21 protein-coding genes, 1 other RNA gene, 1 pseudogene and 1 riboswitch are annotated in these 19,349 nt (G+C 39.7%); of the genes and pseudogenes, 2 read left to right on the forward strand and 21 right to left on the reverse strand.

What is annotated here, in order from left to right; genetic code table 11:
• Positions 1-33: 33 nt before the first annotated feature.
• Positions 34-158: riboswitch (cyclic di-AMP (ydaO/yuaA leader) on the reverse strand.
• Between the two features lie 70 nt (positions 159-228).
• Positions 229-813, reverse strand: a complete 585-nt coding sequence (cobU, locus tag V6C27_04420; protein MEG6615672.1) for a bifunctional adenosylcobinamide kinase/adenosylcobinamide-phosphate guanylyltransferase — start codon at positions 811-813, stop codon at positions 229-231.
• A gap of 176 nt (positions 814-989) precedes the next feature.
• On the opposite strand from cobU, the gene V6C27_04425 reads away from it, so the two are divergent.
• Positions 990-1,517, forward strand: coding sequence for an HD domain-containing protein (locus V6C27_04425; GenBank protein ID MEG6615673.1), 528 nt, complete (start codon positions 990-992; stop codon positions 1,515-1,517).
• Positions 1,518-1,578: 61 nt separating this feature from the next.
• Here the strand turns inward: V6C27_04425 and V6C27_04430 are convergent, their stop codons facing one another.
• The 18 genes and pseudogenes from V6C27_04430 to rimO all read right to left on the reverse strand — a co-directional run bounded on the left by V6C27_04430 (position 1,579) and on the right by rimO (position 16,981).
• Complete coding sequence (locus V6C27_04430; GenBank protein ID MEG6615674.1) at positions 1,579-1,845, reverse strand: translation initiation factor 2; 267 nt, start codon at positions 1,843-1,845, stop codon at positions 1,579-1,581.
• Positions 1,846-1,916: 71 nt separating this feature from the next.
• Complete coding sequence (locus V6C27_04435) at positions 1,917-3,086, reverse strand: LL-diaminopimelate aminotransferase (GenBank protein ID MEG6615675.1); 1,170 nt, start codon at positions 3,084-3,086, stop codon at positions 1,917-1,919.
• Positions 3,087-3,103: 17 nt separating this feature from the next.
• A complete protein-coding gene (locus tag V6C27_04440) occupies positions 3,104-3,922 on the reverse strand; it encodes a PHP domain-containing protein (GenBank protein ID MEG6615676.1) in 819 nt (272 codons plus the stop codon).
• 26 nt (positions 3,923-3,948) lie between these two features.
• A complete protein-coding gene (locus tag V6C27_04445) occupies positions 3,949-4,917 on the reverse strand; it encodes a dipeptidase (protein MEG6615677.1) in 969 nt (322 codons plus the stop codon).
• A gap of 99 nt (positions 4,918-5,016) precedes the next feature.
• Positions 5,017-5,277, reverse strand: a complete 261-nt coding sequence (locus tag V6C27_04450) for a stage V sporulation protein S (GenBank protein MEG6615678.1) — start codon at positions 5,275-5,277, stop codon at positions 5,017-5,019.
• A gap of 116 nt (positions 5,278-5,393) precedes the next feature.
• Positions 5,394-6,170 (reverse strand): TIGR00282 family metallophosphoesterase, encoded by a 777-nt coding sequence (locus V6C27_04455; GenBank protein ID MEG6615679.1) that lies wholly within the window; start codon positions 6,168-6,170, stop codon positions 5,394-5,396.
• A gap of 12 nt (positions 6,171-6,182) precedes the next feature.
• On the reverse strand, positions 6,183-6,704 hold the full coding sequence (locus V6C27_04460; protein MEG6615680.1) for a hypothetical protein: 522 nt from the start codon (positions 6,702-6,704) through the stop codon (positions 6,183-6,185).
• Positions 6,674-7,003, reverse strand: coding sequence for a group II intron maturase-specific domain-containing protein (locus tag V6C27_04465; protein MEG6615681.1), 330 nt, complete (start codon positions 7,001-7,003; stop codon positions 6,674-6,676). Before V6C27_04465 ends, V6C27_04460 begins: the two co-directional genes overlap by 31 nt.
• Before the next feature lie 69 nt (positions 7,004-7,072).
• Positions 7,073-7,450: pseudogene (locus V6C27_04470) on the reverse strand (reverse transcriptase domain-containing protein).
• Between the two features lie 99 nt (positions 7,451-7,549).
• On the reverse strand, positions 7,550-9,088 hold the full coding sequence (gene rny, locus V6C27_04475; protein MEG6615682.1) for a ribonuclease Y: 1,539 nt from the start codon (positions 9,086-9,088) through the stop codon (positions 7,550-7,552).
• Positions 9,089-9,345: 257 nt separating this feature from the next.
• Entirely contained in the window at positions 9,346-9,825 is a 480-nt protein-coding gene (locus tag V6C27_04480) for a regulatory protein RecX (protein MEG6615683.1), read from the reverse strand.
• 75 nt (positions 9,826-9,900) lie between these two features.
• Positions 9,901-10,920 (reverse strand): recombinase RecA, encoded by a 1,020-nt coding sequence (gene recA, locus V6C27_04485; GenBank protein MEG6615684.1) that lies wholly within the window; start codon positions 10,918-10,920, stop codon positions 9,901-9,903.
• A 126-nt stretch (positions 10,921-11,046) separates the two neighbouring features.
• Complete coding sequence (locus V6C27_04490; protein MEG6615685.1) at positions 11,047-12,291, reverse strand: competence/damage-inducible protein A; 1,245 nt, start codon at positions 12,289-12,291, stop codon at positions 11,047-11,049.
• A 212-nt stretch (positions 12,292-12,503) separates the two neighbouring features.
• Positions 12,504-13,976, reverse strand: a complete 1,473-nt coding sequence (locus tag V6C27_04495) for an AAA family ATPase (GenBank protein ID MEG6615686.1) — start codon at positions 13,974-13,976, stop codon at positions 12,504-12,506.
• Positions 13,960-14,538 (reverse strand): hypothetical protein, encoded by a 579-nt coding sequence (locus V6C27_04500; protein ID MEG6615687.1) that lies wholly within the window; start codon positions 14,536-14,538, stop codon positions 13,960-13,962. The genes V6C27_04495 and V6C27_04500 overlap by 17 nt, the downstream gene beginning before the upstream one ends.
• A gap of 173 nt (positions 14,539-14,711) precedes the next feature.
• Positions 14,712-15,036: RNase P RNA component class B (rnpB, locus tag V6C27_04505), an RNA gene on the reverse strand.
• A 77-nt stretch (positions 15,037-15,113) separates the two neighbouring features.
• A complete protein-coding gene (gene pgsA, locus V6C27_04510) occupies positions 15,114-15,650 on the reverse strand; it encodes a CDP-diacylglycerol--glycerol-3-phosphate 3-phosphatidyltransferase (protein MEG6615688.1) in 537 nt (178 codons plus the stop codon).
• On the reverse strand, positions 15,647-16,981 hold the full coding sequence (gene rimO, locus V6C27_04515; GenBank protein MEG6615689.1) for a 30S ribosomal protein S12 methylthiotransferase RimO: 1,335 nt from the start codon (positions 16,979-16,981) through the stop codon (positions 15,647-15,649). Before rimO ends, pgsA begins: the two co-directional genes overlap by 4 nt.
• 116 nt (positions 16,982-17,097) lie before the next feature.
• On the opposite strand from rimO, the gene V6C27_04520 reads away from it, so the two are divergent.
• Positions 17,098-17,313 (forward strand): hypothetical protein, encoded by a 216-nt coding sequence (locus tag V6C27_04520; GenBank protein ID MEG6615690.1) that lies wholly within the window; start codon positions 17,098-17,100, stop codon positions 17,311-17,313.
• Between the two features lie 42 nt (positions 17,314-17,355).
• Here V6C27_04520 and V6C27_04525 read toward each other — a convergent pair whose 3' ends face one another.
• Both V6C27_04525 and mnmH read right to left on the reverse strand, forming a co-directional pair.
• On the reverse strand, positions 17,356-18,138 hold the full coding sequence (locus V6C27_04525) for a RodZ domain-containing protein (GenBank protein ID MEG6615691.1): 783 nt from the start codon (positions 18,136-18,138) through the stop codon (positions 17,356-17,358).
• Between the two features lie 24 nt (positions 18,139-18,162).
• A complete protein-coding gene (gene mnmH, locus V6C27_04530) occupies positions 18,163-19,209 on the reverse strand; it encodes a tRNA 2-selenouridine(34) synthase MnmH (protein MEG6615692.1) in 1,047 nt (348 codons plus the stop codon).
• Positions 19,210-19,349: the final 140 nt, after the last annotated feature.

The following is a 19,349-nucleotide window of genomic DNA, read 5'->3' on the forward strand; positions in this document are numbered from 1 at the left end:
ATAAAGGCAAAATTTATATAGTATAAATTTGCCTAAAGCATCCAGCGCTTACGAAGTTAGCTGACGGGTTCGGGTGGACAATACCCTACCTAATAAAAGGATTCACCCCAAATAATGGGTCCTCCGCTTCTTAATTAAGAACTCAGCGACCATATTAATTTATATATTGTATTATATCATGTTTTCCAATTAGTTACAAGCACCGCTGTGAATTACCCTATTAATGAATTAAACTTGCCGGATAGCAAGGGATTTAATTTCTATCGGTATCCCTGCCACAATTAAATAAACTTCATCAGCGTATTGCGCCAATATTTGATTAGCTGCTCCGGCCACATCACGAAAAGCTTTACCCAATCGATTATCTGGCACTAATCCCCAACTCACTTCGTTAGCCACAACAATAATGGTAGCTAAGGAATTTTCTGTTAAGCGCCCTAGCTTTTCCACTTCTTTTAAAATATAATTTTCTTTATCAGGCCATGAGATTCCAGTTGAGGAGGTAGTGGAATTTATTAACAGGTTAGATAACCATGATGTTAAACAATCTAACAATATTACCTGGGGTTCATCCTTTAGTTTATCCATTAATTGAACTATATTTCTGGTTTCTTCATAGGTCACCCAATGACCAGGCCTTTTTACTTTGTAAATATGATTTCGCCTGACCATTTCTTCTTCAGTTATCGGTGCTGTAACAATATTGGCTACATTTTCCGAGATATTGGCAGCAAATCTCTCTGCAAAATTAATTTTTCCACTGCGTGCACCACCCAGTACCAATATAAATTTACTTTTTAGGGTATTTTTCACTTTTCATTTCACCTTCCTGCGCATTACAGGTCATTAAGTTTGTTATAATTTTAACAAACTATTTTGTTATTCAATATTAGGTGATAAAATTCCTGCTAAATATTAGTGGAATTATTGAATATTATTTCTTATGAAATATAATTAATTTAGGTGTAAGAGAGGACGAAGCCACTGCAATGATTACTAATAGAATTAGACAGTTTTTTTCTGCCATTTTCAGTAATATTACCGAAGAGGACCAGCTGTTCTTAAAGAAACATCTTCAGCCTAACGAACAGGCTTTATTTATGGCCATGGATGTACCCACCCAAAAACACTGTTTAAACGTAGCCTATAGTTGCCAACATCTGCTTGAAAAACAAACTGGCATTAACAGGACCCTATTATTGCGATCAGCTTTACTACACGATTGTGGCAAACTAGCCGGCGAGGTAAAAACATGGCATCGGGTAATATTTGTGGTGGTGAATAAACTTTTGCCCACGCTAAGGGATAAGCTGATCCAACGTGGACAAAGTGGTTCCAGGTGTAGTTTGTGTCGAGCTTTTTATATAAATTCTATCCACAGTGCCAGAGGTGCCTATTTTGCACAACAGGCCGATGTTGAATTACCAGTGATAGTGCTCATCAAAGAACATCACAATGGTAATATTAAATATCCACCTGAATTGTTAATATTGCAGCAAGCAGACGAATTGAATTAAAAAAATTATAGCCAACAAAGGTTTCGTGTTAAATATTTTCACGAAACCTTTGTTGGCTATTTTATTTAGAATTAGTTCGGTACTTTAGCTTAGTTTCCAGTTCCATAATAATTCTATTTTTATTAAGTAAAGATTTTGCATATTTGTAATTATTGGTTTGTAACTTTTTATTTTCCTTTTCCAGTTTAGCGAAAAGGTCGTTTTTTTCTTTTTCTATTTTCTCGATTAAATTCATTAATACCCGCCGACTGAGCCTCAATTGTTCAACCTTTTCTTCCAGTTCTTGGACTCTATGCTGAAGATAGCGAACTAGTTCATTCTCGGTCAATAAATCACCGCCCCCTCACCAGCATCTAAAAACAGTATATGCAAATATGGGGGTAAATAGACATTAGCTGATTAGTTTTTAAAATTGTAATGTTGGCTAATCCGTTTAACCGCTTCCCTTAGCTCTTCCTCTGGTTGTACTAGGGCAATGCGCACATAGCCTTCCCCTTCGTTACCAAAAGCATTGCCAGGGATCACTAGCACCCCTGTGGTTTCTAACAACTCAATGGCAAATTCCTTGGAATTGGTATATCCCTCAGGCAGCGGTGCCCAGATAAACATTGACGCCTGGGGCTTAGGCATGTACCAACCAATAGCTGCCAAGCCATTTACCAATATATCTCTACGTTTTTGGTATACTCGGGCGTTTTCTAATACACAGTCCTGGGGGCCGTTTAAAGCAGCTATGGCACCTGCTTGTACCACGCTGAAAACACCATAATCAATATTTGATTTTATCTTAGCCAAGGCTGCAATCACCTCTGCGTTGCCCACGGCAAACCCGCATCTACAACCAGCCATGTTATAGGTTTTAGAAGTTGAGTAAAACTCAATGCCAACATCTTTCGCCCCGGGTACTTGTAAAAAACTGATGGGGCGATAACCATCAAAAGCCAATTCCGAATATGCCACATCGTGACAAACCAAAATGTCATGTTTTTTGGCAAAAGTCACCGTTTTCTCAAAGAAATTATAATCTGCCACTGCTGCCACCGGATTATTGGGGTAATTTAACCACATTAGTTTCGCCCTTTGGGCCACATCCTCCGGAATGGCCTCATAATTGGGCAAAAAATTATTTTCCGCCCGCAATGGCATCGGCACAATTTCGCCCTGGGCCAACAATATGCTGGCGGAATAAATTGGGTAACCCGGGTCAGGCACCAATGCTATATCGCCTGGATCAATGTATGCCATGGCAATATGGGCCAGGCCATCTTGGGAGCCCATCAACACCAAAACTTCGTTTTCAGGATTAAGGGTAACACCAAATCTGCTTTGATACCAATGGGCCAGCGCCTGATGTAATTCAGGTTTACCACCAATTGGATATGTATAGGCATCGGGCATTTGTAGAGACCTTTGCATTGCTTCTATAATATGTGGAGCGGGGCTACGATCTGGACTGCCAATGCCAAGATTAATTACTCGCATCCCTTTGGCTTCCAATTGTTGCTTTCTGCTATTCATTTCAGCAAATATTGCCGAGGATAATTTGTCCATACGTTTAGCAATTAACATAGTGATTTTCCTCCGTTTTAAAGTAATTCTATTATCCGCTCTACTGATTCCATAGGTGCAGTTACTGCACCCAAACTATTACAAGAGGCATGTTTTAAACCATGATAATCTGATCCGCCGGTGGGTATCAGATCTAATGCTTTAGCTTGATTTAAAAAATACTGTGATTGCATAACACTATGGTGGGGATGCCATACTTCGATGCCATGTAATCCATGCTTTATCCATTGTCCTATCTGTGAAAAAAATTGGCTATTAATTGTGCCGGGATGAGCTAATACCGCAACCCCCTTGGACTGAGTTATTAAATCAATGGCTTCTATTGGGCTAATCTTTTTACGCGGTACATAGGCAGGACACCCGGTGCCAATATATTTTTTAAAGGCAGTCTCTCTGTTGGGAACTATCTTTTTTTCCACCAGGGCATCAGCAATGTGGGGCCTGCCCACAGAACCGTCACCGGCAATTTCCCGAATCCGCTGCCACTTAATATTAATGCCAACATGCTTTAGTTTTTCAACAATCAGCTTAGCCCTTTGCCATCTAAAGTTTCGCATTTCCGCAAGGGTTTTAGTGAGCTCTGAACTAACAACCTGGTCAAAATATCCTAGGATGTGTACCTCATCAGTATTATAATAGCAGCTAATTTCTACCCCTGACAAGACAGTGATATTTTTACCAGTGGCTACTCTACTGGCTATTATTGCCCCGTCCATTATGTCGTGATCAGTAATGGCAATGGCATCTAAACCCAAAGCCAAAGCCTGTTTTACTATCTGCTCAGGAGTATCAGTACCATCAGAGATTGTGGTATGAATATGCAAATCTGCAGCCACAATAATCACCTCAAATCAATTAAGCTTTACCCCACCACGTCACTGAAAACCCTTAAAAAATTGCCACTTAGAATATTGTTGATATCATCCTTTGAATACCCTCTATGTAGCAGTTTTTCCGCAATCAACGGTAACATAGAGCAGTCATATATTTCTGGTATTGTTTTATCTACCCCGTCAAAATCTGTACCAATACCAATATGTTTAGTATTTCCTAACAAGTTAGCCACATGATCAATGTGATCAATATAGCTTTCTATGGTTGGTTTTTCTGGAGAAACAAATTGAGGTACTAAAGTAATGCCAATTACTCCATTGGTTGCAGCAATTGCTTTAATTTGTTGATCTGTTAAATTTCGGGGGTGCTGACATAGGGCGGCACAATTAGAATGGGTAGCTACTAAAGGCTGATGGGTTAATTTAACCACATCCCAAAACCCTGTTTCAGAAATATGTGATACATCAATTATCATCCCCAAGTGGTTCATTTCTTTTACCACTGATTGACCAAATTTCGTTAGACCACTCTTTGTTTGTCCCTCCCCCACTCCATCGGCAATACTATTACGACCATTCCAAGTTAGCGTTAGACAACGTACGCCTAAAAGGTGGTAAATTCTCAGCATATGCAATTTACCGCCTAACGCCTCTCCGCCTTCAATGGCTAAAACAGTGGCTATTTGTTTATTTTGCACCGCCAACCGAATATCGTTGCTGCTAGTAGCTGGCACAATCTGATCCTGATATTGGTCACACTGTTGATAGTACACATCAATAAGTTCCAGCGCCCGCTGACAACCCCTTGCTTCGCCATAATCAGGATCTATAAATATTGCAAAAAATTGAACATTCACTCCCCCAGCCTTTAGTTTACCTAAGTCAATATGACCATTGGTTAAATTGTCTCCCAATGATTTCTTATGTTGATGAAGTTTCAGTAGGGTATCACAGTGGGCATCCAACAGCACTGTGGATTGATGAAGTTCTTTATCCAATAACATTACCCCCCAAAATATATCAATTTATAATGAACAAATAACCTGTCCATGTCAGACATGAACAGGTTATTTAATAACTAATTAAATGTATAAAATCTAACGTGGTTCAACGATTAATTTTATAGCGGTTCTTTCCTCACCATCAATCATAATATCAGTAAAGGCTGGGATACATATTAAGTCAATTCCACTTGGAGCAACAAACCCTCTGGCAATGGCAACTGCTTTTACGGCTTGGTTTAACGCCCCAGCTCCAATTGCTTGCATTTCTGCACAACCATTTTCCCTTAGCACACCGGCCAAGGCACCAGCTACAGAATTTGGATTGGATTTTGCTGAAACTTTTAATACTTCCATTTTTATAACCCTCCTCAAGGCATTGTTATCACTTATTCTCCAAGTTACCTAATTAAATATATATTCGTTATTGAGAAAAATATTCCTTCTTTCTTTTCGCAAAATTCTGTACATAACTATTCTATATTATATATTCTAGTGATGTTGGTGGCTTCACCGGTTAACTCATCTATGTCTATTAGCACAGCATTAAATTGATAATCGGTATTAGCCACTTCAAACCTTTGAGGAAGTCCAGTTTTAAATTTTTTTAGTATTATGTCCTTCTGCACCCCAATGACCGAATCCCGAGGACCAGTCATACCTAAATCGGTGATATAAGCAGTGCCTCCGGGTAAAATTCGTTCATCAGCGGTTTGCACATGGGTATGGGTGCCAACAACCGCCGTTACCCGGCTGGCTAGATGCCAGCCCATAGCCACCTTTTCTGAAGTAGCTTCCGCATGAAAGTCTACAACTATTACTTTGGTTTGCTGCCCAACATCCAGCAAAATCTCATCAACTTTTCTAAAGGGACAATCCATTTCTGGCATAAATACTCTGCCAGAAATATTGATAACTGCCACCTTTATTCCGCTAACGGAATATAAGTTGTAACCATTTCCCGGTGTGCCGGGCGGATAATTTGCCGGTCTTATGATTCTATTTTCTTTAGCAATGTATGTAAATATCTCCCTTTGATTCCACACATGGTTGCCCATAGTCATCATGTCCACACCATATGAAAACAGTTCATTGGCTATTGCTTTAGTTATACCATTGCCGCCAGCAGCGTTTTCGCCATTGGCTATTACAAAATCAACGTTAAAATCATTTCTTATACTTGGCACACAGTCCTTTACAGCTCTACGACCGGCACGGCCGACAATGTCCCCAATCATTAAAATGCGCAATGGTTAATCCCCCTAATTTTTACTGTTATATACCAAAACCCGCCCCTCTTCACGGAAAGCTAGTAACGGTGGATTGTCCTTTAAATTTTTAACTCTAAACAGCATGGTATCTATAATGTCCTCATGCATTTCTTCATCCACTTGATCATCATAAGTATTTTCAATAATTATATTGTTTTTTACCAACTGCTGCAAACTTAATACAACTAATGTTATTTCCCTCTGCACTAGCGTATCCAAATCCCGCTCTACTTCTAACATGATATAGTCATCAATAAATTGATGATTAATATTTATGATGGTGGGCTTTCTATTATCTAAAAGGTTAAAAACCTCTATATTTTCCATAAGCTGTTGTTTAATATCAGCCACATTCAAATTGCCTGCTTTATTTGATAGCCAGAAACCAATCTGTAAAGCTTTATCTAAGGGCTTTAAGTTAACCATTGCTACTTCCTGATATCGGTACAATATGTTAGTAATTAAATTTACTGCATCAGTAGTCAGCTTATCCTCTGTGTTTTGAAAATCCAACCTTTGACACCACCTATAGGCTGATAATATTTACGTGACCCACTTATCAGCATTGCCCATTCTTGCGGTATACCTAGCGCCACCAGCTTCTTTCTTTTCGTTTTTGATCTCTTCCATTGTTTTAGATAACACATTCGTAACCGCTGTCGTAGCCATTCATCAAGGGATTGAAATACGGATTTTGTATCAGCTAGTCTGTAATAACCAATCCACCCAATTATATAGGTGTTGATTTTCTTGATTCTTTGGTTCATTGACTGGCTTTTGCTACGGCTCGTTAATTCCCGTATTTTGTCCATGAATCGCTGTTTTGTCTTTGGGGATATTCTGATTTTGGGTTCTTTGTTGGACGTAAATGAAAATCCTAGAAATTTTCTCTTCCACGGTCGGTCAACTGCACTCTTTTGCATATTGACCTTGAGTTTTAGTTTACCTTCTACAAATCTTTTGACACTCGCCATTACCCTTTCTCCTGCTCTACGGCTTTTAACGTAGATGTTGCAGTCATCTGCGTATCTGACAAATCGATGCCCGCGTTTCCAAAGCTCCCAGTCTAAGTCATTCAGCATGATGTTGGCCAATAGCAGGCTCAGGGGTCCGCCCTGCGGTGCCCCTTCCTCGGTTGCTATGCAACATCCGTTAACCATTACTCCAGCTTGAAGGTATTTGCGAATTAGTAGTAACACTTTCTTGTCTGAAACTCTCTTTGCCACTCTTGACATTAATATGTCGTGGTTGACTTTATCAAAGAATTTCTCGGGTCTTTCACCCTATAGATAATGCCCATGCCGGGCGCACATAGTGTAAAAACGACCCCATAAAATGGGGTCGTTTATTTTCATTATTTATTTAGCATAATCAACCACACGGGTTTCACGAATTATTATTACTTTGATTTGTCCTGGGTAATCTAATTCATTTTCAATCTGTTTGGTAATTTCCCGTGCAGTTCTCACAGCACCTAGATCATCTATCTTATCCGGTTTAACCATGATACGGATTTCCCGTCCTGCCTGAATAGCAAAGGACTTGTCCACACCTTCAAAAGAATTAGCTATCTCTTCCAGTTTCTGCAAACGTTTTATATAGGACTCTAACGTTTCTCTTCTGGCACCAGGTCTGGCAGCAGAAATCGCATCTGCAGCTTGTACTAGAACAGCTTCAATGGTTTGTGGTTCTTCATCTCCGTGGTGGGCAGCAATGGCATGGATAATTTCTGGGCTTTCTTTGTATTTTTGGCACAAATTAACACCAATTGTAACGTGTGGACCTTCCACTTCATGATCCACAGCCTTCCCAACATCATGTAATAAACCAGCACGTTTAGCAATCTGAACATCAATTCCCAGTTCAGCCGCCATTAAGCCAGCTAAATGACATACTTCAATAGAATGTTTAAGTACATTTTGTCCGTAACTGGTACGAAACTTTAGGCGTCCTAACAACTTGACTAACTCAGGATGTAAACCGTGAACACCGGTTTCGAAAGTAGCCTGTTCTCCAGCTTCTCGAATTTGTACCTCTACATCTTTTTGCGCTTTTTCCACCATTTCTTCAATTCGAGCCGGATGAATACGTCCATCGGATATCAGTTTTTCTAAAGCAATACGCGCAACTTCTCGCCGAATCGGGTCAAAACCTGATACAATCACCGCTTCTGGTGTATCGTCAATAATTAAATCTATGCCTGTTAACGTTTCAAATGATCGGATATTACGACCCTCACGTCCAATAATACGACCTTTCATTTCGTCATTAGGCAAAGCAACTACAGACACAGTGGCCTCAGCAACGTGATCAGCAGCACAACGCTGAATAGCCAATGAAATAATATCCCTTGCTCTTTTGTCCGCTTCATCTTTCGCCTTATGTTCGATATCCTTAATCATTAATGCTGCATCATGCTGGACTTCTTTTTCAATATCCGCCAGCAACATTTGTCTGGCCTCTTCAGAAGTCATATTTGATATGCGCTCTAACTCAGTCAATTGTTGTTTAAAAGTTTTTTCGGTTTCTACTTTAATTTTATCAATTTCAGTTTCCTTGCGCTGTAAAATATCTTCTTTCTTTTCAATGGCGTCAGCTTTACGATCTAGAACCTCTTCTTTTTGAGTAAGACGTCTTTCTAACCGTTGTAATTCATTACGTCGATCTTTATATTCCTTCTCAACTTCGTTTCGAAATTTAATCGTTTCTTCTTTTGCTTCCAGTATCGCTTCTCTTTTCTTAGCCTCTGCTTGACGTTGAGCATCTTCAACTATTTTTTTTGCTTCTGTTTCAGCACTGATTATCTTGGCTTCTGCAATGGATCTTCTAACGAAATAACCCACCGCCATGCCAACCATAATAGCTACAATGGCAATTAGAATACTTTGTGATTCCACTTTTAGTTCACCTCCTGTCGCTTAGATATCCTTCTAACTAACATTTTTTTAATAAAAAATACCGAGTCGCCTCGGCAGAAAAAGTATTTAATATGGATATAGTTATATCAAGCTACATATATTATAAAAATCATGATATATGTACGTTGCTTGATTTATTCGGTTTTTAAATTAAGATAATTTATATAAAACCGCCATATCGCGATATAAATCCTATTTTCTGCCATCCTCAATTTTACAAGTTTTTCTGTTCAGTGTCAAGTTACATCCAAATCAAAGTCCCTAAGGGCTTCTTTAATAATGTTATAAGAAAATCCTCTGCGCAGTAAAAGGGCAACTAATTTCTGTGATTTCGGTGGGCTGGTTTTGTTATTGATGGTCCTTTTTACCAGTTTTTTGGCTAAATCCAATTCTGTTTGATAGTCAATGGTGGCAACAGCATCTGATACAATGTCTTTATCTATTCCCAATTGAACCAATTCATATTTCATACGATTTACGCCCACTGGTTTGGCACTAGAAATTTTATTGTATATATATTGTTGGGCAAATTGGTAATCATCAATCAGTTTACAATCTTTTAGAAAATCTAAGGTTTGCTCAATTATACACTGATCATAACCCTTTTGTTCCAGCCTATTCTTTATTTCATGCTGACTCCGTTGGCGGTATGTCAGTAACCTTAAAGCATAGTTTTTTGCCTTTACCAAATCCCTATCTATTTTTAACCACCTCATTATAACTAGAAAGGCTTGGCATTGGCCAAGCCTCTAGGCAAACGCCTAAGCTTTTGTTATGCAATTATTCCGATTCTAATCAGCATCAGCCACCCCGTCCGCTAACGTCGGGGGGTTAATTTTATCATTTATCTTTTGCACAATTTCTTCAGCAATAATTGGATTTTGTTTGAGGAACTCTTTGGCATTTTCACGCCCCTGACCTAAACGCTCTTGATTATAGGCATACCAAGCACCACTTTTTTGAACAACATCTAGCTCTACGCCTATGTCAACAATGCTGCCTTCTTTTGAAATCCCTTCTCCGTACATAATATCAAATTCCGCCACTTTAAAAGGGGGGGCCACTTTATTTTTTACTATTTTTACTTTGGTACGGTTACCCAGAACGTCGGTACCCTGTTTTAATTGCTCAGACTTGCGTACTTCCATTCTAACGGAAGCATAAAATTTCAATGCCCGTCCACCAGGTGTAGTTTCCGGGTTACCAAACATTACGCCAACTTTTTCCCTTAACTGGTTGATAAAAATCGCCGCGGTTTTTGATTTACTAATTACACCAGTTAGCTTTCTTAACGCTTGGGACATCAAACGGGCTTGTAAGCCAACGTGTGCATCTCCCATTTCGCCCTCTATTTCTGCCCGTGGTACCAACGCAGCCACAGAGTCAATTACTACCACATCCACAGCACCGCTTCTCACTAAAGCTTCGCAAATTTCTAAACCTTGTTCACCGGTATCGGGCTGTGAGATAAGCAGATTATCGATGTCTACACCTAAAGCCTCAGCATATGTAGGATCCAAAGCATGTTCAGCATCAATAATTGCCGCCACTCCTCCAGCTCTTTGGGCCTCGGCAATAACATGCAGAGCAATGGTTGTTTTACCTGATGATTCAGCACCGTATATTTCAGTAACTCTACCCCGTGGTATGCCCCCAATGCCCAGAGCTAAATCTAAAGCCATGCAGCCAGTGGGTATTTTTTCCACCTGTAATTTTGCGTTTACTTCTCCCAGTCTCATAATGGAACCTTTGCCATGGTCCTTTTCTATTTTAGCCAGCGCTGCCTCTAAGGCCGACTTTTTATCCGTCAAAAGCTCATCCCCTCTCAAAACGCATGTTCGCGCGCATTATGTATCAATTATATTATCGACTTTATTGGATTGTCAATGAAAATTTATCCCTTTACAACCGCAAAGAGGGTTCGCAATGAACCCTCTTTAATACTCAACTTTTTCCAGATAGTGCCTAATCATTTTTAATGATGCGTTAACGCTACCTTGACGAATGGCCATCCGCCGACCGGGTAGTTTATATTGGCGGCAAATTGTGCCTTCGGCTGTATCCAATGCAATATAAACTAAACCAATGGGTTTCTTCTCATTGTAACCCGGCCCAGCTATACCAGTAACAGCTAGCCCTAAATCTGCCCTCAGAAGTTGGCGCACCTTTCTAGCCATGTTAGTGGCTGACCATTCGCTCACCAGTCCATGGGACTCTATGGCCACAGGATCAATACCCAACAGTTTCTCTTGGGCATCCTTGCTGTAGCAAACAATTCCACCCTTTAAGTATTTGGAACACCCAGGAATATCACACAACCGAGCCTCTACTAAACCTGCAGTACATGATTCTGCCACCGCTATGGTCTTGTTATATTTTTTCAATAAATCCCCAACAACCATTTCAATCTTTTCATCATCCATGGCAAAAATATAGGGCTTTAGACGAGCCTTCACCTGCTCAGCCAATGGCTTCACCAGTTTGTCCGCTTCCTCAGTGGTGGTAGCATGGGCACTTATTCTTACATGTACTTCACCCGGACGAGCAATATATGCCAGCTCGGGATTATCTATGCCATCCAGACCGTTTAACATTTCTTGCACATTGTCTTCCCTAATGCCAGTGACTTTAATTGTAGTAAAGCGAGTAACTTCTCCTCTCCCCGATAGAGATGCAAGGTACGATACAACATAGTTGTCGTACATAGCCTCCAATTCCCAAGGGGGGCCAGGAAGTACGATCACAACATTACCCTTGGATGTCTCAAGGATTGCCCCTGGCGCGGTGCCGCAATGATTGGGTAAAATCATTGCTCCCTTGGGGAAATATGCCTGTTTAACGGTACTGTCAGGCATATCATTGCTATGGCTAATAAAAAATTGTTTGATTGATACTAACGATTCTTCATGCAGTACCATTGGTAAGCCCAACACTTCCGCTATGGTTTCTTTGGTCAAATCATCGGATGTAGGGCCTAATCCCCCGGTGGTGATAATAATATCAGAACGTTCCAGTGATTGGCGTAGAATCATAGCCATTTGATCCCAATCGTCGCCCACTGTGGTATGTAGTGTTACTTCTATCCCCAAATCAGACAGTTTTCTTCCTAGATATTGCGCGTGTGTATTTAAACTTTGTCCCAATAGTAGTTCAGTACCGGTAAAAATCATTTCAGCTTTCATATAAGACCACCATTTATTCATTTTTTTGTTGCTTAAAAATTTTCTGACACCTGTAATTCATTTAAGGGTATGTGAAATTTATTACTTACCGCTTCATTTTAACATTGATTTTGATTTTTGCCTACCCTTAATTTATTTTCTTCTATTTATTATAAATTAAATAATTAAAAAGTAAAGTGGAGCCATCGGCTCCACTAACACTGATTATTGCATTATGCCACTGCCTGATTAATTAGATAGCGAAATTCTTTACCAGTTACCTTTTCTTTTTCTAAAAGGTTTTTGGCATTCTGCTCTATCACAGGAATCATTTTTTTGATATACTCCAAAACCCGGTTTTCCTGTTGATTTAAAATACTTTTAACCTCTTTAAACTTTTGCTCCTGAGACAGCGAGTTTATGTCAATAATGCCTAGATCACTGAGGCCGGTTTTAATGATTGTTTCAGCTGTTTGAAAAGCTTTTTCAAAATCGTTAGTTGCACCAGTGCTGCGATTACCCATTACCACGTCTTCAGCTATCGCTCCTGCCAGCATAATAGCAATTTGGTTTTCTAGATACTCCTTAGTATATAAGTAACTATCCTCTTCATTGTGCTGTCTCATATACCCCAAAGCTCCTCCCCTTGGTGTCACCGTTAATGTCGCCACTGACCCGGGACGTACCAGTTCCGCGATTAGGGCGTGACCAGTTTCATGTATGGCCACCCGCTGTAGTTCTTCATTTGTTGGGCGACGATCCAACTTTTCTCCCATAATTACTTTATCCACCGCTTCTTGCAAATGCCGATAATAAATACATTCAGAGTTTTCCCGCATGGCAAGAATCGCTGCTTCGTTAGTTAAACTCTCCAAATGAGCACCTGAAAAGCCAAAGGTTTCTTTTGCGATGACATTTAAGTCTACATCCCTTGCCAAAGGTTTATTCTTGGCATGAATTTTTAAAATTTGGTATCGGCCATTTCGGTCAGGCAATTCCACCTTTACTTGCCTATCAAATCTGCCGGGACGGGTCAGAGCGGGGTCTAACATATCAACTCGGTTGGTGGCAGCTATCACCAATATTCTCACTGTGTCATCACATTTTATTCCGTCCATTTGCACTAATAATTCATTCAGAGTTTGATCGTATTCCATGTGACTGCTGTTTTGACCCCGTTTAGCACCAAGAATTTCCACTTCGTCTATAAATATTAATGCTGTTGTTTTGCCGACTTTCTTTGCTTTTTCTTTGGCTGAATTAAATAATTTTCTCACCCGTTGAGCACCAACACCAGCATACATTTCCACAAATTCGCTGCCAGATGATGCTAAGAACACAGCATCCGTATAATTGGCGGCGGCCTTAGCCAACAATGTTTTTCCAGTACCCGGTGGCCCGGTAAAAAGTATCCCTTTTAACGGACGAATGCCTAACTTTTTAACCTGCTGGTAGTTTTTAATAAAGTCCAAACCTTCTTTTAACTCATTAATGGCGGTATCCTGACCACCAATATCCTCAAAGGTAACTTTGGGAATTGCAGTACCACCACTCTCAAAGCCCTTTACCAAACCCTTTGTTTGAGCAATAAAATATAAAGTACCGCCAGCAATTGCCAAAATAAATAAGGGAAAGATATCATAGCCAGCAATGAAAGCAAATATAATTAAGGCTAAAGTCAAGCCAAGGCTAATTTCTTTGATCACTGGCCTCACCTCCAATATTGGCAACTTGTCCCGTTACCATGTAGTTTTGTCTCGCTACTATTCTGATTAAACTTTTATTGGTGTGCTCGTTAAATAATTGAATAAAAATGTTGTCGCCACTTACATATACCTCGGCATTTACCTGGGCTTCAGTGGCCATTTTTTCTATATTATCAACCATCTCAGGGAAGTTTCCCTGCATTATCGCTTGATGAATGTAGTACTGACTGCGCTGCCAAAGTTGATATAGCTGTTGGTCAGGATTATCCACAAAGCTAATTCTAAAGGACTGATTTTTTAGCACTTTGCTAGCTTCAAAATATATCTCTTGATACAATTCAGCGCTATTTATTCCTTCATCCTTTAATTTTATTTCGATCACAGTGATATCAGCTTTTTCATCAATGGTGACCTGTTGCACTGATTTATTCTCCATTATTAATTCTTCCAGTGGTTTTTCTATGTTGTATTTATTATATAAAAATTGACCACCAAAAAATAAAATTAAACCGATTAATAGTGCTAAGATAATTATTGGTATCCGGAGACCGCGCCACTCCACAGCCATCCCCCTCTCTAAAGTTAGCCAATAAACAACTACCATTATAACACAATAACATACAAGCATCATTATGAAACAACTTCCATCATCGGGTGCAGACAACTAAAGCCACCTCATGTGAGGTGGCTTTAGTTGCAATGTTATCTAAATGTCTGTTAATTGTCAAAGAGTATAGCTGTAAGCGAGATTCTGTTTTAAACAGTCATCTATCTAAGGAATGATCTTTCATTCCTTCCCCATTTAGGGGGTGCCCCTACCCGCGATTGGCAACGCCGCTCGCCTATTTGGGTTGCGCACTGGAGGAGTTTACCATTTGCACTCACTGGTCGCCCAGTGACATCGTTTCTGTGGCACTTTACAGCTACTTGAAACTACTAGAGCTTCTTTCACCGTCGTCAGGTCGCCCTGCCCCAGCTTACACTGGGCTCCGTACTACAGCCTTTGGGCTGTGTGCGTCTCGACTTTCCTCTACCATTATGGCAGCGACTGTTCGCTGTACTCTTTGGAAATATTATTATAGCATGTTTATGCTAAATATCAATATGTAAATATTAACATAAATTCCATGTTATATGCTAAAATCCGCCTTTTTTAATGGCATGCCAGTTCTTTTTGAAATAATCTATACCGGACCAAATGGTAAATATTACAGCAATGGACATGGCAAAATGGCCGGTATAGGGATAAAAGGGCAACTGTGGCAAAAACAATGCCACAATCGCAATAATTTGGGAAACGGTTTTATATTTCCCTAATTTACTGGCCGCTATAACTACCCCTTCACCCACAGCCAATGTCCTTAACCCAGTAACTGCAAATTCTCTTCCGATAATTATTACCGCTACCCAACCTGAAAGACGTTGCAGTTCTACCAAACTAATCAAAGCAGCGGTCACCAACAACTTATCCGCCAGAGGGTCCATCAATTTACCAAACCTAGTGATCATTTTCTTTTTTCTAGCGATGTAACCGTCCAAACCATCGGTACTGGCAGCTAATATGAAAACTCCCGCAGCTAAAATATCTCCATAGGGTATTTTAATGGAGACTATTAATAAGAATACGGGGATTAAAAATATTCTGGCCATAGTTAAACGGTTCGGTAAATTCATTTGCTCAGTACTCCTATCAAATCATATTCCGTTGCATCTGTTATTTTTACCTGAACTAATTCGCCAGCATGAATCTTTGTTCCTGCCTGAAAATATACTTGCCCATCAATTTCTGGTGCATCTCCATGACTCCTACCTACATAGGTGGCCTCTTGGTCAACCACTTCACCTTCAATAAGTACTTCTAAAACTTGGCCAATTTTATTTTTATTTTTTTCCAAGGATAGTTGTTGTTGTAACTGCATTGTTGAATGGTAACGTTGTTCTTTAACACTTTCATCTATTTGATCAGGCATTTCTGCAGCCGGTGTACCTTCTTCCTGAGAATACTGAAATACTCCCACGCGGTCAAATTTTATTTCCTGCATAAAGTCTAGTAACTGTTGAAAATCATCATTGCTCTCACCTGGGAAACCCACTATAAAGGATGTTCTCAAAGTTACATCGGGAATAGCTGTCCGTATTTTAGTTATAAGATTTTTGATTTGCTGAACATTTCCCCGGCGATGCATTTTTTTCAGTACGTTATCAGACGCGTGTTGCAGTGGTAAATCTATATACTTACAAACCTTCGGGTCTTTTGCGATAACACTAATTAACTCATCAGAGAGATAACTGGGATAGCAATATAGTAAACGCAGCCACTTTAACTTTGGTAACTTGGTTAGTCTCGTCACCAGCTCTGGCAAAACATATTGTCCATAAAGATCATAACCATAACGGGTGGTGTCCTGGGCCACTAAAATAATTTCTTTAATTCCATTATCCAGTAAATAATTGACCTCTTGTTCAATAACCTCCATCGGTTTACTGGTATAAGCACCTCTGATTGCAGGAATGGCACAGTAGGCGCACCGATTGTTACACCCATCAGCAATTTTTACGTATGCGCTATGGCCTGGATTGGAAAGCACCCTCGGCAAAGCAGTATCGGTCACACTACTAGGATCACATACTGCGTTAACTCTGGCGCCCCCCGCTGCTTGCTCCACAACTTCTACAATGTTACTGACACCACCGGTGCCAACTATGGCATCAATTTCTGGCATTTCCTCCATTAACTCATCTTTGTATCGTTGAGCCAAGCAACCAGTTACAATAAGTTTACTACCCTTTAGCGCTTTATGCTTAGCCATTTCTAATATAGCTTGAATGGATTCCTCTTTAGCGCTTTCAATAAAGCCACAGGTGTTGACTATTAGCACATCGGCTTCGTTTTCATTAGCAGTGACATTATAGCCACGTTCACTTAGTAATCCTAACATGTTTTCAGTATCCACTAAATTTTTATTACAACCAAGACTAACAACTGCAACTTTCTTTCCTGTCATTAATTACCCTCCATTTTCGATTGCATTTAAAGTATACAGCAGCGCAATTATACTGTCAAAGCTATTACTTATTTTATTTATTTATGGCATAATATTACTAAGGAGTTGAAGATAAAATGCATCTTTTAATTTCTTTAGTGTTGCTTATTGGATTAGTTTTTTGGTTATCCCGCAGCTTTATTTTAAATAAAATTGTCAATGCAAGCCGAGATCGACACAGCGGTATAGACATTACCGAAGAATCTGCCATCGCTTGCCATAATTGTGGTGCCTACTACACTGGCAGTCCCAATTTTTGTCCAAATTGTGGTATAGCATTAAAAGAAGACTAAAGGGTCCATTACCGAACCCTTTAGTCTTCTTTTATTATTGCATTAGCCTTGCTGGGCTTTAAATTGTTCATTGACCACTTGTCCCATCGGACCCAACTTACCCAAGTTTTCACCGTTATATTGAACGTCAACCACACCAGCATTCCCTAGTATGATATTAATGCTTTCCGACCCGCTAAACTCCTTGCTGGTTCCCGCAGTAACTGTGCCTTCAAAGGCGATTTGTCCGTCAACATCTACTCTCATCCAGCAGTTAGCATCGGTAACATTAAGCACTAATTCAACCCCCTCAATGGGTTGTTCAGGGGGTTCAGATTGATTATTTTCAGGTGGTGTATTGTTTACATCACCATTATTGTCTTTAGGCTGATCGTTATCATCATTATCCTGTACTGCATTGGGTAGTTCGGGCACATTATGTCCCGGTGCGTAGGCTTTATAGACAGATGCAAAGGCAAAAATCACTGCGATAACTGCCACCGCAGCAACCAGTTTTGCTATTTGTGATTGTCCCCGCCTCCGGCGCCTTCGCGACGGTCTTTCCTTAACAGTGGGTTTATTTTCTTCAGTCTCCTTAGCCGCTATGTTGATGTTACTTTGGAATTTACTTTTATATTGCTCCACCAATTCATCGTCATTTAAGCCAAGAAAACGGGCATAATTTCTCAAAAAAGCAATAACGTATACTTGTCCAGGTAACAAATCGAACTTTTCATTCTCCAGCGCTTCTAGGTAGCGTGATCTAATCTTAGTTGCCTCTTCTATGTCATCCAATGAATAACCCTTTGTCAACCTGGTTTGTTTTAGCAAGTCCCCAATTTCCAAAAAGATCACCTCCCGTTTACACTCTTAATTATTAGATATTTTTTTAGTAAAAGCAGCTATTTCTTTTACAGCCTGCTTAATGTCGCCAGTATCTACACAAAGATCAAAACCATTATCAGGCTGCTGTGGATATTTATATAGCGGATCATAATATGTGGTTAGAAGAAATGAAAAGACATCATCAAATTTATGTTCATCTAGCATTTGGTTTAATTCAGCAACCTTTTGTTTACCAAGCCTTTTATACAACAACGACGTGGCACTTTTAAGCGCTTCAATATTGTGATCTTTACCCATTGTATAATCCTTAGTGATTCTTGCAACTCTTTTGCCTAGTTTTGCATATAAAAGCACTTTATATCCATCGGCCATAGTGTTTAGAACAATTTGTGGCACCAGCAGTTTCCCCAGCCTTCTGCTTTCACACTCCACTAAAAAATAATTTACTTTTTCGTACTTTCTCAGTTTATCTACAATCATTGACTCAAAGGATTTTTGAGATGGTGATGCAGGCATACCAATCTTTCCATACACCGAACCACGATGTTTTGCTAAGCCCTCTATATCTAAAACCGGTTCTTTCATTGATGTTAATTTTTCCAATACTTCTGTCTTTCCCACACCGGTTAGTCCGTGCAAAACCACTGCTTTATGTGGTAGTTTTTCTCTATCTAAATATTGAACAACATATTTGCGATATGATTTATAACCGCCAGATATACGCAACATCGGTATACCTAGGCTTGACACCACCGATAACACAAATTTACTGCGCATTCCCCCGCGCCAACAAAATACTATTAAAGTTTTGGTGGCTGCGATATCCCTTAATTGTTTATATATAACGAGCAATTTAGGAGCAATAATTTCCAACCCTAATTCTTTAGCTTGCTCCACTCCAATTTGTTTATAGGTTGTACCTATTAATGCACGTTCTTGGTTGTTAAATATCGGTATGTTAATGGCGCCCGGTATGGTGTCCTCTGCATATTCTCCCTCAGAACGTAAGTCTACGTAACATACATTGTTCATGTTTAATGCTTCTTCAATAGTTATGTCGTTTCTACCCATGGTTATCCTTCCATATTACAATTTATTCTATGCTTTGTCAGACAATCCTGCTTTGCCAAAAAACTAATTCAGGCAATTTTTAAACCTATAATTTAAATATTTTACATTTTTTACATATAAACGAGTATATATCATCTGTC

This window comes from Peptococcaceae bacterium 1198_IL3148 (assembly GCA_036763105.1).
Taxonomy (GTDB): Bacteria; Bacillota; Desulfotomaculia; order Desulfotomaculales; family Desulfohalotomaculaceae; genus JBAIYS01.

What these genes read in the sequence shown, in the direction of transcription:
- pgsA (MEG6615688.1), bottom strand. Translation starts at nt 15,650, where the DNA reads ATGAATTTACCGAACCGTTTAACTATGGCCAGAATATTTTTAATCCCC.
- V6C27_04450 (MEG6615678.1), bottom strand. Translation starts at nt 5,277, where the DNA reads ATGGAAGTATTAAAAGTTTCAGCAAAATCCAATCCAAATTCTGTAGCT.
- V6C27_04490 (MEG6615685.1), bottom strand. Translation starts at nt 12,291, where the DNA reads ATGAAAGCTGAAATGATTTTTACCGGTACTGAACTACTATTGGGACAA.
- V6C27_04425 (MEG6615673.1), top strand. Translation starts at nt 990, where the DNA reads ATGATTACTAATAGAATTAGACAGTTTTTTTCTGCCATTTTCAGTAAT.
- V6C27_04435 (MEG6615675.1), bottom strand. Translation starts at nt 3,086, where the DNA reads ATGTTAATTGCTAAACGTATGGACAAATTATCCTCGGCAATATTTGCT.
- mnmH (MEG6615692.1), bottom strand. Translation starts at nt 19,209, where the DNA reads ATGGGTAGAAACGACATAACTATTGAAGAAGCATTAAACATGAACAAT.
- V6C27_04465 (MEG6615681.1), bottom strand. Translation starts at nt 7,003, where the DNA reads ATGGACAAAATACGGGAATTAACGAGCCGTAGCAAAAGCCAGTCAATG.
- rimO (MEG6615689.1), bottom strand. Translation starts at nt 16,981, where the DNA reads ATGACAGGAAAGAAAGTTGCAGTTGTTAGTCTTGGTTGTAATAAAAAT.
- V6C27_04520 (MEG6615690.1), top strand. Translation starts at nt 17,098, where the DNA reads ATGCATCTTTTAATTTCTTTAGTGTTGCTTATTGGATTAGTTTTTTGG.
- V6C27_04480 (MEG6615683.1), bottom strand. Translation starts at nt 9,825, where the DNA reads ATGAGGTGGTTAAAAATAGATAGGGATTTGGTAAAGGCAAAAAACTAT.